Annotated in this window: 12 protein-coding genes; all 12 read right to left on the bottom strand. The window is 28.2% G+C overall.

Annotated features, from left to right (window positions below):
* Positions 1-174: 174 nt before the first annotated feature.
* Positions 175-1,266 (bottom strand): ABC transporter ATP-binding protein, encoded by a 1,092-nt coding sequence (locus tag VJY38_RS08595; protein WP_353680282.1) that lies wholly within the window; start codon positions 1,264-1,266, stop codon positions 175-177.
* Between the two features lie 15 nt (positions 1,267-1,281).
* Complete coding sequence (locus VJY38_RS08590; RefSeq protein WP_353680281.1) at positions 1,282-4,425, bottom strand: LamG-like jellyroll fold domain-containing protein; 3,144 nt, start codon at positions 4,423-4,425, stop codon at positions 1,282-1,284.
* Between the two features lie 3 nt (positions 4,426-4,428).
* The gene (locus VJY38_RS08585; protein ID WP_353680280.1) at positions 4,429-6,870 is read right to left on the bottom strand and encodes a glycoside hydrolase family 2 protein; all 2,442 of its coding nucleotides are present in this window, start codon (positions 6,868-6,870) and stop codon (positions 4,429-4,431) included.
* Positions 6,871-6,891: 21 nt separating this feature from the next.
* Positions 6,892-9,390, bottom strand: a complete 2,499-nt coding sequence (locus VJY38_RS08580) for an amylo-alpha-1,6-glucosidase (RefSeq protein WP_353680279.1) — start codon at positions 9,388-9,390, stop codon at positions 6,892-6,894.
* Positions 9,387-10,640 carry a glycoside hydrolase family 130 protein gene (locus tag VJY38_RS08575; protein ID WP_353680278.1) on the bottom strand — a complete coding sequence of 418 codons (1,254 nt, stop codon included), beginning with the start codon at positions 10,638-10,640 and terminating at the stop codon, positions 9,387-9,389. Before VJY38_RS08575 ends, VJY38_RS08580 begins: the two co-directional genes overlap by 4 nt.
* 2 nt (positions 10,641-10,642) lie before the next feature.
* Complete coding sequence (locus VJY38_RS08570; protein ID WP_353680277.1) at positions 10,643-11,911, bottom strand: hypothetical protein; 1,269 nt, start codon at positions 11,909-11,911, stop codon at positions 10,643-10,645.
* A 13-nt stretch (positions 11,912-11,924) separates the two neighbouring features.
* Positions 11,925-12,827, bottom strand: a complete 903-nt coding sequence (locus VJY38_RS08565) for a glycoside hydrolase family 130 protein (RefSeq protein WP_353680276.1) — start codon at positions 12,825-12,827, stop codon at positions 11,925-11,927.
* A gap of 36 nt (positions 12,828-12,863) precedes the next feature.
* Complete coding sequence (locus tag VJY38_RS08560; RefSeq protein ID WP_353680275.1) at positions 12,864-13,673, bottom strand: carbohydrate ABC transporter permease; 810 nt, start codon at positions 13,671-13,673, stop codon at positions 12,864-12,866.
* 2 nt (positions 13,674-13,675) lie between these two features.
* The gene (locus tag VJY38_RS08555; protein WP_353680274.1) at positions 13,676-14,530 is read right to left on the bottom strand and encodes a carbohydrate ABC transporter permease; all 855 of its coding nucleotides are present in this window, start codon (positions 14,528-14,530) and stop codon (positions 13,676-13,678) included.
* Positions 14,531-14,532: 2 nt separating this feature from the next.
* A complete protein-coding gene (locus VJY38_RS08550; RefSeq protein WP_353680273.1) occupies positions 14,533-15,813 on the bottom strand; it encodes an extracellular solute-binding protein in 1,281 nt (426 codons plus the stop codon).
* Complete coding sequence (locus tag VJY38_RS08545) at positions 15,810-17,279, bottom strand: peptidylprolyl isomerase (RefSeq protein WP_353680272.1); 1,470 nt, start codon at positions 17,277-17,279, stop codon at positions 15,810-15,812. The genes VJY38_RS08550 and VJY38_RS08545 overlap by 4 nt, the downstream gene beginning before the upstream one ends.
* Before the next feature lie 81 nt (positions 17,280-17,360).
* The gene (locus VJY38_RS08540) at positions 17,361-18,386 is read right to left on the bottom strand and encodes a PorV/PorQ family protein (RefSeq protein WP_353680271.1); all 1,026 of its coding nucleotides are present in this window, start codon (positions 18,384-18,386) and stop codon (positions 17,361-17,363) included.
* Positions 18,387-18,392: the final 6 nt, after the last annotated feature.

Raw genomic sequence — 18,392 nt, 5'->3', positions numbered from 1 at the left:
TATGGATTTGATATAAACAACGATTTTGTAAAATAAATAGAATGGATTAATATTTACAGGAATTGAACCACATATGAATAAAGTCATCATATCTTAAAACTATATCTTAAGATTTAGTCATAAGATAATAATTTTGAAAATTGATTAACTCTTTTTCAGTTTTCAAAAATAACATTAATATATCGCCAGCCCACTTTCATAATCAAAAAAGTATAATTTCTGAGGATCGAAAGATATTTTTATTTTTGTGCCTACCTGAGGTATTTCGGATGCAAATGATTTAGCAACAAAATTTGTGTCTTCAACTTTAAAGTAAATAAATAATTCATTGCCCATTGGTTCTACAAGATCAATACTACATTCATAATCATATCTTGTATTATCATTAATAATAATATGTTCTGGTCTTACTCCTAAAAATACTTTCTTATAAATATATTCACTTAACTTTGAGGCTTCTTTATTTTCTAAATTGATTGATATGGAATTATGTAGACTTCTGAATTTTATATTACTACCATTTACTATTTCACCTTCTAAAAAATTCATAGATGGACTTCCAATAAATCCAGCTACAAATTTATTTACTGGATATTTATATAAATTCAAAGGTGTATCAATTTGTTGAACTTCTCCATCTTTAAGAATTACTATTCTATCTCCCATTGTCATTGCTTCTACTTGATCATGAGTTACATAGATTGTTGTACCTTTAATTTCTCGATGTAATTTTGAGATTTCTGCACGCATCATAACTCTCATTTTTGCATCGAGATTACTTAATGGTTCATCAAATAAAAATACTTTTGGATTTCTTACAATTGCTCTTCCTACGGCTACTCTTTGTTTTTGTCCACCTGAAAGTTCTTTAGGTTTTTTATCGAGAAAATTTTCCAGACCCAAAATTTTTGCAGTAGTTAAAACTTTCTTTTTAATTTCATCTCTGGAATATTTTCTTAATTTTAATCCGAACGCAATGTTATCATAAACTGTCATGTGTGGATATAATGCATAATTTTGAAATACCATTGCTATATCACGTTTCGATGGTGGAACATTATTCATTAATTTACCATCAATATAAAGTTCGCCACTTGTTATTTCTTCCAGGCCTGCTATCATTCTCAATATCGTTGATTTTCCACAACCAGTTGGACCAACAAGTACTAAAAACTCTCCATCATTTACAATAATATTTACATTTTTTACTGCAACACTCCCAGAATTATAAACTTTTGTAACATTTAATAATTTTACTTCTGCCATTAATATCCTCTAACTTTATTTTATCAAAATTAATTTTCTCATTTTCATTTCTTGTTTTGTTTTTATAACACAAAAATAGATTCCTGATGGTACATCTATCCCATAATTATTTTTACCATTCCAAGTAATTTCATATAAGCCAGAAGATTGTTCTTTATCCACTAATGTATTTATTTTTTGACCAAGTACATTATAAACTTCAATAAGAACTTTCGCTGGATTCGATATTTTATAGACAATAGAAGTTGTAGAATTAAAAGGATTTGGAAAATTAGAAATATCTAAGCTCTGCAAATCAGAATAATTAAGTTCATCTTTCAAATAACTATTAATTGAATATAAATTTTTGATATCACCAGGCATTAAGGCATTATTATAAATTCTTATGTCATCAATAACACCTTTAAAATTATAATTAGAATTATCTGGAAGCATTTGAGCTATTGTTAAATCAATATTTGTTGTTTGTAATTTACCAGTCCACTGAGCAAATGAATCTAATTCACCATTAATCCACAGCTCAACATCCTGACCATTATAATTTACAACACAAAAAATAAATTCATTAGGTTTGATTTCAGATTCACTGTCAAGATCAAATATGTTATTACTTAATTTATCTGTTTTAATTGTCCATCTTAGTTTTTTATTTGCTATCGATATTTTATAACGTTTATCCCAGCTACCATGAGAAATTATATACATTTCTTTATTACTAATTCCATCCTGTTTAATCCAAAAACTTATACCAATAGCATCTTGAAAATTCAATAATGTATTATTCTTTATTAATACGTAATCATTAAAACCATCAAAATATAATGCAGATGATTTCACTCCATATTTATCTTCAACAAATGTTGCACCATAGTTTATTACACTATTAGCATTTCCACTTTCATCATTTACATTATTATTAAATGGTAAATACAATACAAGATTAGCTGAAGAATAATCAGAAAAATTTCTAACCATTATTTTCAAACTATCTTCTGTTATATTCCCTCTTATATCACTTACAATACATTTAATATAAAAATCTCCTTCATAATTTGGGGCAGTCCACAAAGCATAATTTAAATCTGGTTCAATACTACCTACATCACTACTCCAATAATAAATTAGACTATCATCATCTTCATCTTCTGCAAAGCAAAATAATCTGGTAGTTGTAGCAGGTTTAATTTTTCTTGGAGTTGCTTTTATAGAATTTATTTTTGGTGAACGATTTAAATAATCAACAACATTTAGAATTAATTTAGATGAATCTTTTTCACCTTTTGAATCTACTACTATTACTTTTATTGTATCTTGAGTAGCTTTGTCAGGAGCAAAATAATCAATTACAGATCCTTCTCCCTTGATACTTCCTTCGTTTACATACCAATAATAATTTAATACACTTTCATTTTTATCTACTGCTGTACAATAAATTTTAGTTGATGTATTCTTTAATATTTCTTCTGAAACTGCAGCAAGACTTTTTATTCGTGGTGGATAATTCTCAACACTTTGATTCACATTGTAATCAACTACAATGTCATTAATTAATAACTTATTGAGTTCATATTTTTTTTCACCATTATAAGGTGCAAGAACAATCACTAAAGCATTATTCGAAGGAATTAATATTTCAGCATAATTTGATACACCATAATTAATAAAAGTATTGCTTGTTGTTTCATATATATCAAAAACACCATCAGGGAGATCGATTTTCACAGTCTTTGCTTCATCATAAGGATTGAACAACAAAAAAGTTGGATATGCTTTCTTCTGAAAAAAATCTGTTTTATTCAAATCTAATTTTAAAATTTTTGGGATATCAGTAGTATCAACAATTGCAGCTAAATAACCAACTGAAGAAGAACTATAAAGCGATAAATTTGTTTTAGCCCATCCACCTTTAATCGCATCTCCTGTAGCCAGTGGCCAGCCTGAATCTAATTTTAATAATGATTCATAAGCAATATAAGAATCAGGATCATAGAGATGAGACCAATTTTCACTATCCTGTCTTATATCATCTAAAAATTTGCTATAAAATAATCTTAATGAATTGGCAGCATTTAATATCCATTTACCAATTGCTCGAGCAAATCTTTCATCATATCTTGCAACTGGAACAAGTGCTGCAATTTGTTGAAATGTATTCATTGAAAATGCGTATTGCCTTTCTGAATCTTCTCCAATTAAACCATTAATATCATATACTCCCCACTTTCCAGTTAATACATTCCATCTTCTTAAATTCGTATAACTAAAACACCATTTAAACATTTTTTCTAAATCATAATCTGTCCCAATTTCAGCATTCATTCTTGCAGCAGTATAAACTCCGTATGGCAATTGTATTTCATAAGCTGGATTAACAATTAATGAATTGAGATACTCTAAAGACAATTCAGCACCAATTAAATATTTTTTTTCTTGTGTAACCAGATATGCATTGTAAAGTATATAAGCAATAGCTCCTGCTGTTTCTGGTTCTGCAACACCAACTTGGTAAGGCTTTTTATTTATAAAATCCCAGCCTCTATAATTAAAATCAGGAATTTTCCATGGTGTAACATTTCCACCACTTAATTTTACAACTTCCAAGAATCGTTCTGCTATGGTTTTAAATTGATAGTCATAGTCTTCGATATCTGGATAGAGAGAATACAATTGATAAAAAAATAAATTAGGTATTGTTTCATACCACCAATCATCATAAGAATTATCATAAGGTGAATTTTTATACACATTCATTTCAGGTCGTTTATTGAAATACTCTCTGCTCATTTTAATCCAATCATAACCAAATTGATTTCTTTTATTAATTCCAACTAAAGTTGATCCAACCAATGAAGGTAAAACATTTATTGCTTCACTATTAGATGGATAATTAGTTCCAACATATGAATGCAAACCAAAACTTACATGGTCTGGATAATTCAGTGTATTATAATTCAAAAATACTAAAGGTAAATATTCTCCTTTTGCATTGATATTATAGATTAATGAATCATAGCCTCTTGCTACCTGTTTCCAGTTTCTCATGTGATATGGTGATGGAATATTTGGCATTTTTTCAATTCGTTCAATACTAATTTGTTGAGAATAGATATTGATTGTAAAAAAAATTAATAAGAGCCCGATATTATTTCTCTTTATCATAAATTACTTACATAAAAATTGATTTAAACAAAAAACAGAAACATTCTTTTTGTTAATTTTTGAATTCTGCAGATTATTCACTTTAATTAATTTTGTTTCACCAGGAACAATTATGAATCCTCTTTCTTCTAATATTGCACCTGAAATAACAATATCAACAAAAAAAGCAGGTTTATCTGTTGTTATGTCTAAATAATTTTCCTGATTTTGATTTTTTAGTTCAAAATTAATTTTAGTTTCAGGAAGTTTAATATACTTCCACTCATTGAATGTATAAAAGTTACGAAAAACCTGTTTGTTATTATCATCATAAAGTGTTGCAATTAAAATATCAGATTGTTTAAAACGATTATTCAATGAAAGTATATTATGAATGGAATTCTCTTTTATCACAATAGATTTATTCTTTTCAAATACTACATCCCCATTATTAGAATTTATTATCAGTAAGTTTAATTTACCTGAAAATTTATTTTTTCTCTGATTTAATCCAATTATAGATATTTCTTTATCATCTGCTATAAATTTCAAAGCTATTTCACTAAATGCTTCTTTTACAAAATAATATGATAATTTTGGTATAAGTTCACTATCGATTAAAGACCAGCTTACAACTGGCCAGGTATCATTAAGTTGCCAAATAATTGTTCCATTTGTTTTAGGTTGATTAAATCTCCAGTGTTCAATGCAGGTTTTAAGTGCCAAGCCCTGATTAAGCTGAGTCAAATAAATAAATTCATCCCACTTATTACTTAATGGTAAATGTGAGATTAAAAATTTTATTAACCTTTCATTCCCTTCTATTTGTTTATTATGAAATTCAAAAATTCTACTATTAATTCTTCGTTCTTCTTCTGGAATAACTTTTTCAAGAGTAGATTGATTTGCAGGTGCTTGAAATCCAAATTCTGTTACAAATAAACTATTATCATATTTCACATAATTATAATCAATCCACCTGCTCCATATCTCCCATTGATGGCGATTTCCACTATTAACAGAATTTGGATCTTCATCAAAGCCAAATGGAGAAGATTCCCAGTAAGGTCTAAAGGGATCAATTTTTTTTAGAATTTTAGGAATGATTTTACTAAATATTTTATAACCAGGCATTTTTTTATAACTACATTTCTGTTCTTGATACCAGATCCACTCGTTTTCATTATTACCACACCATATTGCAATAGAAGGATGATATTGCAGTCTACTAACATTATATAAAATTTCATTTTCAATATTATTCAAAAAATCATGATGTTCTGGATATGCAGCACAAGCAAACATAAAGTCCTGCCATACAAGAATCCCAAGTTCATCGCATAAGTTATAAAAGTAATCGTCTTCATAAATACCACCGCCCCATACTCTAATAAAATTTACATTTGCATCTTTAGCATAAGTGATGAGTTTATGATAGGTATCTTTTTTAACTCTTGTTAGAAATGAATCTGCAGGAATCCAATTTACACCTTTTGCAAAAATTTTTTCTCCATTTACAAGAAATCTAAAAGTATTTTTATCATCATCTTTCAATTGTAGTTCAATTTTTCTTATACCAACTTTTCTTGTAATAGAATTCAGTATTTCATTATGTTTATTGAATAATATAACTTCAATCTCATATAAATTCTGTTCACCATAGCCAGCAGGCATCCATAGTTTGGGATTTTCAACTTTAAATATTACTCTATTTATATTTCTGGCAGTTTGTATAACGTAATTTTTGTCAGCAAATTTTATTGATGCAGATATTTCTTCATCGGAATTTTTATTCACACTAAAAAGAATTTCTACAACAGCATAATTGTTTGTTATTTCCAGAGTATTAAAAAAGATATTTTCTACTTCTGCTTTACTTTCACATTTTAGATAGACATTTTTCCAGATTCCCATAGTAGGAAAAGATGGTCCCCAATCCCAGCCAAATGAATATTGAGCTTTTCGTATATAAACTCTATGTGATTCCAGTGCAACAGGAAGTTTACCATGAATATTCTCCTGCTCAATTGCATAATTTACTGGAGATGTAAAATGTAATGTTAATTCATTGTTCTCAGGTTTAATTAACTTAGTTATATCATATTCATATTTTAAAAACATATTTGAAGTTGAGCCCAGTAAAACATTATTAAAATAAATCCTGGCAATAGTATCGATACCTTCAAATACCAATTTTACTGGCAAAGAATTCTTTTTATTTTCTGATGGAAAATCAAAAGTCGTTTGATAAATCCAATCAGATTCTGATATCCATCGCATTTTTATTTCATTATCAGAATAAAATGGATCTTCAATTAAATTATTTTTCAAAAGTGTAGTGTGTACTGTTCCAGGTACTTCAGCTGGTATATCTTTAATTTTCTTAATGAAGTCTGGTGTTGACTTAGAATGATTATCACCTATTTTTAATTTCCAGTTATCATTGAGATAAATTATTTTGTACATAAATTTATACCTTTTTAGATATTAAAATTTTATGATTAGTTCTTCTTCTTTTTTATTATGCTTAAAATAGATCTCAATTTCCCATCCATCTTTAATTTTTTGAAAATTATATTTAAGTGTGTTATTCAATAAAGATTTTATTTCTACAGGAAGACTTTTACAAACAATAGTTGTTTTGTTTTTATGACCTTCAAAAGCTCCAAACTTTAATTTCATATTTCCATTATCATATTTTATATCTCTAAGAATTGAATTAGTAGATTTCAAGAAAGGTGTTTTTAATTCTCCCAATAAAATATTAACAACATCAGTATTATTTAAATTTTCTGGTAGAACAAACGAGTTTATTGTTTTGCCATCAATATTAACTTCCAGAGATTTATTTCTTTTTATAGAAACTGAAGAGAGATTGTCATTGATATTCAGATTCATTTTACATTCTTTTTGTTCTGGTAATAAATATGGATTTAATTCAATGTTCCATTCATTATCTTTCAATAAGAATAAATGATAAAGTGTGTATAAATACCATCCTGCAGCCCATAAAAAATGTGGTTTATCAACTTTACCATAAGTATTGAAATTATTATTATCGCTACATCTTACTTCGTACATTGCTGGTTGTCCATTAGGACTATTGATTATTCCATCGATAATCATAACATTTCTAATAAAATCAAATGCTTTGTTTTTCAAATCAGCAGAAATAAGAGCCAGAACATACCAAGCATTTGAGTGAAACCAGATTCCACCATTTAAATAATAAAATTTCTTTCCAGCTTCGTCACCTAAGAAATGCCAGATATTTTTTAATGTATCAAAATCCATTGGATATACAGTATGGACACCAATTTCGTTATCTACAATAAAATTTTCTGCTGTTTTAATCATTTGATAAATTTTTGAAGTATCAATTAAATTAAAGTGAGCTGCTAAAAGTGAACCACAGTAATAATGTTCATCAATTGCATTTGATTCTAAATAATTCATCAAATAATTATAATTATCAGACCATAACTTTTCATTCAAACTTTTTTCTATTCTATCAGCCAGGTCTTCATATTCACAAAGTTTATCCTGATTCGTTTCAATAACTACCGAGATATAAATAAAAGAACGAATAGACTTTATTGCTAAAATTGTCATATAACTTCGCTGACCATAATTCTTTCCTATATCCCACCAATCTGGACGATACGACCATATTAAATCATCATTCCCTTTTGTCATTAAAATTGTGGACAACGATTTTTCTAAATAAGGATATATTTTTTCTATAAACTTTTTATCTTTTGAGTACTTTAAGTATTCAGCAGCCACAATAATAAACCAGCAATTATTCCAGTTATCATAATTTGCATATTCAGTAACAAAAGTTGAGTCCTTCCAGTAGTATGCATGAGGAATAACAAATTGGCTATTAGCATGTTTAATAATAAACTCGAGATCATCTTTTACTCTTTGAAGATCAAATTTTACTGCAACATAATCTGTCATTAACACATCATGCGTAAAATAGAAATTATATTCTGCTGGACATGGCATAGGAACAATATTACCATCCAGATAATGTCTATTAACTTCAAGTATAGTTTTTGACCAATCTACTGTTCTATCAATTATATCATCACCACTTTTAATTACATCAATATCAGATATTTTTGAAAGTATATAATTATCATAATCATTTATTTCCTTCTTGTAATTATTGATCAAGTACGTAATATCATTTGATGACTCTACTGGTTTACACGTACCAATAATTTGTTCAACAACAAATTTTTCTTTTGGTTTGATAGTTTTTTTATAAACAAGATTAGTTGACGGTGGTTCTACTAATTTACTTGTAGCAAACTCTTTAAAATTCGGAACATTATTTGTGGAATCACTAAAAGAAATTTCATAAGGTTTTTCTCCTGGATTCAAAATGTATAAAAGTGTATTCTTAGTTTCTGATGATAAATGTTCAGCAAGAATTATTTTATCTGCATTTATTAAAGAAGTTTTTATTTCATTCCTGATTGCATAAGTATGACTTGTTCTAAAAGACAAAGCTAATATTGTAAAAAGTTCTACATTTTTTGAATCATTAGAATTATTAGTTATAGAATATGATATAACAACAGCAGATTTATTTTTTGCAAACTGATATGAAATCTCAATTAATTTTTCTTCATCTTCTTTGAAAAACTTGATTGTATATGGAGTAAGTTCATAACTGAATTGTTGATCGTTAAGCCACTCTAATTTCTCACCAAATTTTAATCCCAAGTTCATTACATACGAAGTATCACGATGCCAGTAATCTGTACTCAAGTCGATACTATTTGCAACTGGATAATAAAAACTGATTCTTTGAGGAACTGGTACACTATTATGGAATTCAACACCAGCATAAAAACTACCAACTTCAATTTCAGATTTTTTATTGAAAACAATTTTTTCAAAACTTTTTGATTTTGAAATCTGGAAAGAACCAATGAAAACAACAATGATAATTATTATTGATTTTCTATTCATTTTTCATTTAATAATTTATCAAGTAATTCATTAACATCAACGTAAGCAAAACTACTTATGTAATCAGACATCGCATAAGGGAAAACAAGATAATTACCATTTATTACTCCACCACATGAATAAACAACATTGGGAACGTATCCATTTCTTGTATGTTCTTTTGCTTCGAGTAAAGGAGTTTTTAATCTGCCTATCAATTTTGTAGGATCATTTTTATCAAGTAAAAATGCACCTATTGAGTATTGCCTTGCAGGTCCTACTCCATGACTTAAACATAACCAGCCTTTTTCTGTTTCTATTGGAGAACCACAATTACCAATCTGAAAAAATTCCCAGTGATATTTTGGCTCCATAATTAACTGTTTTGTATCCCATTGATATAGATTATCAGAAAACATTATGAAATTATTTTCATTATCCTGTCGTGAAAGCATTACATATTTACCATTAATTTTTCTTGGGAAAAGTGCCATTCCTTTATTTTGAATTTCTCTTCCTTTCAATCTTGCAATTGTAAAATTCATAAAATCTTTTGTTTTCAAAAGCTGCATGGAAATATTATGTCCATCATAAGCACAATAAGTAGCATAATAAATTTGTTCTCCGTTCTCTTCTGTGAATTGAACAAAACGTGCATCTTCCATACCATTCATTTCCAGATCTAATTGAGGGAACAATGTTCTTTCTGAAATATCTGAATCATTAAATTTAGCTTCATACATATCATCAGATATGATATTAATATCAGGCATTTCTGCAAAATCAGAAGGTGAGTCGAGTTCAATATTGTTATTCATATCTATCACACCACTTCTAAAAACTATTGATGATACATGTCCTTCTCCAGTAGCTCTTAGACTTATAATAAATCTCTTCTTATCATCTGGTAAACCAGATTGATCAGGATGCCACACCATTGAAGGATTAAATAATGCAGCACTTTCAAGTGAATATTCATTAGTAAAGTAAGAACCAATTAATAGTTTTTTTGTTTCTGAAATTTCATTGTGTTGAGAAATATATTTCTTTATTTCATTGTACCTTTTAAGAAAAAATTTTTCAATATCTTTATGACGATATGAAAATAAATTCTTGATGCGTTCATATTCATTTAATACATCTGATTCTGATAAAGAATAAATTCTATTAACTATATTTTTAATTCTATTTTTATTTAATGGTTCAAAAGGTCTAAGAATAACACGATTAATGTTTGGTTTAAGAAGAACTGAAGAGAAATGAACTTTCATTATTACTCCTTATATTTTTGTGAATTATCTATATGAGCATGAATTTTATATCTATGAATTTCTAATAAAGATAGTAGAGCTTCGATTGTGGATTCTGCACCTGAATTTTTATTAATCTTATCCTTATCAATAATACCATCATAACATAAGCCAGATTCAGGATTATACATTTTAAAATTTGCATCGTTATAACCTGTAAACCATTTTAAAACATTGCATGCTAATTCATAATATTTTTGTTGGTTTGTAATTTCTGCTGCTTTAATTGATGCATAAATCACTGGACGTATCATATAAGCTATTTGAGGAAATTTTTTTATATCATTAACAATTATCTCATCTCCATTCTTACTTATTCTGAATTCGGATATAAATTTTTCTTTTAGTAAAAAATTATAGAAGTAATCTATTTCGTTTAATGCAGCCAGTAATAAATTTTTATCATTAAGAATTGTATAAGCATTTAATAAAGCATAAGATTGCAAATTTCCCCAACCATGCCAGCTATTTTCCCAGCTAAGAAATGCATAATAAGGAAATTGATTTTTATTCCCTTCCTGCATTAGTAAAATACCATCACAGTAATCTTTAATTATGGGAATTACTGAAGTATCACAAAAAGATTTATAATAATTAACAAGAGATAAAATTATTAGAGCAGATTGATCTGCTGCATATTTGTATGGTAACCATGCTGGTCTTTTAAAGCCGTCTAAAAGAATTGTAGATTTATTTTTAATGGAAAAATTTTTAATAGCAAAAACTGTCTTCTTTATAGCTGAACTTATTCTCAAAGATAAATCAGCATCTTCTTTAAAGTAATCATAAGCAATTGTTAAAGACCACAGAGCACGCCATGACCACCAGTTAGGTTCTGCTCTGCTATTTTGATGAGTAGTATTAATAACTCCTTTATCAAATATAAAATTATAAAACCAGCCATTTTCATTTTGCATTGATAGAATAAATTCTATCAACTTTTTTGCTTTTTGTTTACTTTCGATATCATTAAATAATTTAGAATAATTTATATAAACTACTGATGCTCGTGCTACATCATCAACACAGGCTATTCCTTCGTCGTCATCGCCAATCCATTTATAATCTGGATATTCACTGTATATATGAATGATGCCAACATGTTTTCCATTCAGATTTATTTCTTCATACAAATCATTAAGATGAGAAAGATTTATTAAAAGAGAATCTGAATTTGCACGTGCAAAAATATAGGTGACAAAAAATATAATGTAAGTAAGCTTTCTTTTCATACTTGTTCATCAATTATTTGCAAAGAGATAGTAAGTCGTCAATTGTAGTTTCGGCAAGACAGATATTTGAATCTGCCCCTGAATAGTAAATTTTTATTTTACCATCAGGTTCATCAATCCATCCGCAAGAAAATACTACATTTGGTACATCACCAATTCTTTCATAATCTAAATCTGGAGATAAAATTGGTTCTTTAGTTTTACCAATTACAATCCATGGTTTTTCTAAATCTAACAACAATGCACCAAGTTTATAAAGGTTAGAAATACCAAAACCTCTTACACCATGATAGAGCAAAAGCCATCCATCCTTAGTTTTTATTGGAGGTGTTGATAATCCAATTTTATTATGTTCCCATGTTCCTTTCTCAGGTTCGAGTAAAAGTCTATAATCTCCCCAATGGATTAAATCTGGACTTTTACTTATCCACATATCTTTTCTTTCTTCAGCAGAAGGTCTATCAATTTTCCAGTAATAGCCACCAATTTTCTCTGGAAATATTGCACAATCTTTATTTGAAGGTTCACTTATTAATCCATGAATTTCAAATTTTTCAAAATCTTTTGTTTCTGCAAGCATTACCAGAGGCATATACTTAGAATAACCAGTATATGTTATAAAATATGAATCATTTATCTTAGTAATTCTTGGATCTTCAATTCCCCAATTAACATAGTTAATAAATTGATGATGGTCATCAGGTGTTAAGACAGGTTTTTCATCCAGTTTAAAATTATATCCATCATCACTAATTGCTTTTATAAAAGAAGATTTTCCATCGGGCATTTCAATTCTACAAAGTAATAAATATTTATCTTTGAATTTTGTAGCTCCAGGATTAAAAATACTGTTTACTTTAAATGGCACATCATTTTTTGTAATAATAGGATTCTTTATATACCTTGATATTTGCATAACAATACAACCTCGATTTATTTATTAATTGATTATTTATTCTTTCAAACCAGAAGAAGCCATACTTTGAATAAAATATTTTTGAAAGATTACATAGGCTATTACAATTGGTAAGGCAAGGAGAGTTGCAGCTGCAAGTTTTAAACCCAATTGAGATTCTGCTCTCCCCCCTACAGCAAATAAAGTAACCAATTGTGGCATTGTCATTTTTGATTCATCTCGTATAACAATAAGAGGCCAGAGCACTTCATTCCATGTATTCATAAATGTTATAATTCCAACAGTAATAATTGCTGGAATAGAATTTGGCCAGAGAATTCCAAAAATAATTCTTAATTCACTACAACCATCAATTCGAGCTGCATCTATTAGATCCTGTGGAATTGATTTAAAATATTGTCTGAACATAATTATTGCAAAGGCATTAATTAAATAAGGCACAATTAATCCAGCATAGGAATCTACCCATCCAAATTTTACGATGAGTATGTATTGTGGAATTAAAGTAATTTGAAATGGTAATGTCATAGTGAAAATAATTATATAAAAAATTAAATCTCTTCCTTTGAACTCGAGACGGGATAATGCATATCCAATCATCGAACTAAATATTAATACACCGAGAGTTGTTGAAACAGAAACAAATATACTATTGATGAATGCTTTATCAATAGGAATTTTATCGAATATCAATAAATAATTAGAAAAATTTACGTTTGATGGAAGAAATATCAGATTTCCAATTTCATTTTCTGGTGAAATCGAAGCTGATAGCATCCAGATAAATGGATATAAAAAAATGAATGAACCTAAAATTAAAACAGAATAATACAATACTTTTTTCATCGCTAATATTCTCTTTCAACAAATTTTTTTTGTATAAAAACAACAAGTAAAATTATAAATGCAAAGAAAAATCCAAGTGTGGCAGCATAACCCATATGATAATAAAAGAATCCCTGTTTATAAATATAAAGCACAGCAGAAAGTGTACTATTTAAAGGTCCACCACCTGTCATAACATAAGGTTCAATAAATAATGAAAATCCTCCAATCGTAGATAAAATCACAACCATAAATATTGTAGGATTGATCATTGGTAAAGTAATCTTAAAAAATTTTTGAAGATGAGTAGCTCCTTCAAGTTCAGCTGCTTCATAATATTGTTGTGGAATTGTTTGAAGTCCAACTAAAAACAGCACAATATATAATCCAACATTTTTCCATGTAGCCATAATCGCAATAGAAGGCATTGCCCAATTGGGATCTGTTAACCATCCAATTTTTTTTATTCCTATATATGTTAATAGTCTATTTAATAAACCACTTTCAAATCCATACAATTGTTGCCACAAAATTGTTATTACAACACCAGAAACTACAACAGGCATAAAGTAAGATGCTCGAAAGAAGTTTTTTAGTTTAATTTTTTGAGTCAATAATTCTGCTAAAAAAAGTGCTACTATTATCTGAAGTGGTATATGAATCAATAAAAATATTAATGTATTCTTAAGTGATTTCCAGAAAAGTGTATCGTTGAACAATCTCTCATAGTTTGCTAAACCAATAAATTCCATAGGTGAAATTATATTCCAATCGTGAAATGTAAGGTAAATGGAAAATCCTACAGGGAATCCAACAAATAAAAGAAAATGAATTATATAAGGTGCAACAAATAAATACGGTACAAATTTTTTCTTCATAATTATCTCAGAAATAAAAGATTAACAGATTTTTCTGCATCACTTATTGCTTGTTCAGGTGATTTAATTCCATAAATTACACATGCTTCGTATTCAGAAGAAATTATATCAAAAACTTCTTTAAGATAGAGTGACTGATCCGTTCCTTTTACAAACTTTGCTTGTTCTGCAAATATTTTCATTTTAGGATTTTTCAAAAAAAATTCTCTGAATAATGGATTACTATCAATATTCTTTCTGCGTGGAAGTTGATTTGTCATTTCAAGAAATTTTAAGTCATTCTCTTCACTAAGAAAATATTTTAAAAACTTCCAGGCAAAATTTGGATTGGGACAGGTTTTGAAAATTACAATATTTTTTGGATCTCCATACGTATAGACAGGACCATTATGATTATCTGGAACTGGCATTGTACTGAAATTATATTGAAAAGATTTTGGTTTATATTTTTCTGCGTGAGAAATTTCCCACGGTCCAGTAAATCGAGTAGCAATTATTCCATCTAAGAAAACATCCTGACGAGATGATAATCTTTCTTTAGGGAAATAATTATTTTTATAAAGTTTTTGTAAAAATTTAAAAACATTTATTGCAGCCTGGTTATTGAATGCTGCTTTATTGTTTTTTACTAACGAACCACCGTTTGTTGCGGCAAGATAAAGTGGATAAAAATCAAAAAGTCTCTGCCACCATGTAACAATTGTTTCAGTATAACCAAACCAGCGATCGATATAACCATCTCCATCTGTATCTTTCTTAAATTCTTCTGCTGCCTTAAAAAACTCCGAATAAGTTTTTGGTGGACTTTTTTGTGAAAGAGATTTAATAATATTTTCATTATAAATCATCATAATTGGATTTATTTTCCATGGTATCTGATAAATATGCCCATCAGAAGATCTAACTTCTTCTATAACCGAACTATCACATCGTTCATATAGAAATTCCATAAATCCTTTTAGAGTATCTAAAGCAACAAGAATTCCAGCTTTTGCATAATTTTCAACATCACCTTCCCACATGTTCGAATAAATATCTGGTGTAGTTTTTCCAACAATTGCTGCTAAAATAACTTCTTCACTTGATTGTCCTTCTGGTACTGGCTGAAATTTAACTTTAAATTCACTATTCTCTTTATTCCATTTATCTACAATATACCTTGCAAATTCTATTTCTTCAGTATTGTTCGATGACCAGTAAATAATTTCATTTTTGAATTCTCTATTATTTTTACTGCATGAAATAAATAACAGAATAAGAAATAGATAAATAACTTTTCTCATTGCCAGCTTTTCCAATAGTTATCAATAGCAGGATATGGTGTTCGTGGTATCAGGTTACCTCTTTTAACCACATAAAAATCAATTGCTTTAATATTGTTCTCTTCGCTTACGTTAATTGTTTTTAATACTTTTTCATTAATTGTTACTGAATACTTTTTCTTTAGTTCATTTAATTTGTAAAACATTTTTTTTGTTAATTCAGCTTCAATAAGTTCATTATAAGATTGTTTACTTGTATTTGTATTTGACAAATTCAGTTCCTTATCTTCAATATGAATAGAATTTATCAATTCATCTTTTACAGCACTATATAGTATCTTATCTTTCCACCATTTAATTTGCTTCTTGACATTTTCATATTCAAAATAACCTTTTGCTTTTGCCTGTTCAGTTAACAATTTATCACGAACCATAAGCCAGATAATATTTTCAAGCGAACGTGAATAATTTGCAAAACTGCGTTTATCTAATTTTATATATTGACTTCTTGCACGAAACCAATTAAGAAAATCTTCTAATGTTATATTCCCATTATTCATTTCAACAAGAGAAATATTATTAATATTATTCAAATCTGATAAGTTATATGAATGTAATGCATCTTTTAAGATTTGAGAGAATTGCCACTTTTCATAAACTTCTTTACTTAAATCATATTGTGCAAGATATGATCTTAAAATCTGGAATGCTTTCCTTTTAATTACTGGTTTAGCACTTAGCATTAAAGAATGAACATAAGCATCAGAAAGTTTATCCATTTTCTTTTTTATAATAGCAGTTTCAGCTTCTTTCATAATTCTATTTTGTTCGGTCTCACTTACAATCAAAGGATAATTAATGTTAATTAATTTTAATATGTACCAGCCATCGTATGCTTTAATTGGTTGTGAAAAGGTATTTACTTTTAAAGTATCGACAATTTTTGAGAGTTCATAATTTTTCAATCCTAAAACATATCTATTTGATTTCAGGTATCTATCTTCGTAATAGATTGTATCATTAAATTGCCTGTAAAATAAAGTATCAAAATCGATTCCTGCTTTAAGTGAATCATAAATTTTTCTAATCTCATTTTCATTTGGAGAGTAAATCCACTTTAATTCTAATTCAATTAATTTTTGTTTTGCAATGGTATCAATTTCTTCTTTTGTATAAGAAATGTTTTTCTGAATTTCCTGTTTGAACATTTCTTCGGTAGCTAAATCACTTTCAAATTCATGAATTATATTTTTTATCTCTGGTAATGTATCGAGCTTTCTATTATAACCATCTATAGCAAGTAGCTTTTCGTTTATAAGATAATCAAGAAAAACTTTTTTCGAATCTTTATTTCGTTTATAAAATGATGGTCCAAATTCATAACAATTTACGAACTCATCAATTGTGATATTAATATTACCTACTTTAGCTACAATAGAATCCTGTAAATATTCACTCTGAGAATAAGAATTTGAAGTGAATAGCATCGTGTAACAAAAAATAATCAGAAACATTTTAAACTGATTGACCAAAATGATATTTATTCTTGTTAATATTTTATTGAACATTTAAAACACTAAACTAATTGAAAAAGAATGGATATTCTCTAACCTGCCGAAATCTCTATATGCGTAATCAAATCTAAATAATGCATTTGATAATATTAATTTTGAATTTATCCCGAATCCCAAAGATAATCCACCTTCTGAATATTTATTAAAAGCTGATTGATAACCACCTCTTAAAAAAAGAAATTCTTTAAATGCCGTTTCAAAACCAAAGTTCATGCTTTCATAGTCGTTATTAGGATGAATAGCATCGGCAGCAACTGTCAATCTGTAATCTTCATTATGAATTAAATTAGTTGAAACACCAATTTGAATAGATAAAGGTAAATCCCATGAATTCATTTCGATATTAGTAGGTATTTGGTCGTTAGAGCCCTGTTTATTTGGATCAACTCTTATAAAGTAACGTGCATCTCTTCCTGCCATTTGCATTGAAGTACCAAAATTATAGATTGATGCACCAATAATCATTCCACCAAAAAGATCTGTTTTGAATTTTGTACCAACATCGACTGCAAAAGCATAAGCTGACATATGCCAAATTTTTTGTTGAATATATTTTGCAGTAAATCCAATTGAAAAACGATCAGTTAAATTTCGTGCATAAGATAATCCAACTGAAATATCACCTGCACTAAAATATTCACCTGTTCCTTCAGGTTGTTCAACGGTTCGTACTTTCATATCATCCATCGAGAGTGAAGTAAAACTAAAGCCTACATTTCCAATGACACCAAGTGGAATTACAATTCCAGCAAAATCAAAACTGGTATTAGCAATCCAGTTAGTATGATTCAATATTGCTTCATAATTTTCATGTGAGCTTATACCTGCAGGATTCCAGAATAAAGCTGAGGCATCTTTTGCTATACTTACATACGCTCCTCCCATTCCAATTGCATATGCTCCTACAGGGATTTCAAGAAATGAAGCTGAAGTTGTTCCACTTTTTGAAACTTTTTGTGAATAGATATAATTATTAATTGTAAGTAAAAAAATTATTGTTAATAATTTATTTAGATTCATATCAAT

Source organism: Rosettibacter firmus (assembly GCF_036860695.1).
GTDB lineage: Bacteria > Bacteroidota > Ignavibacteria > Ignavibacteriales > Melioribacteraceae > Rosettibacter > Rosettibacter firmus.
The sequence above is the reverse complement of the archived record's forward strand: the minus strand, read 5'-3'. Positions and strand labels throughout refer to the sequence as shown.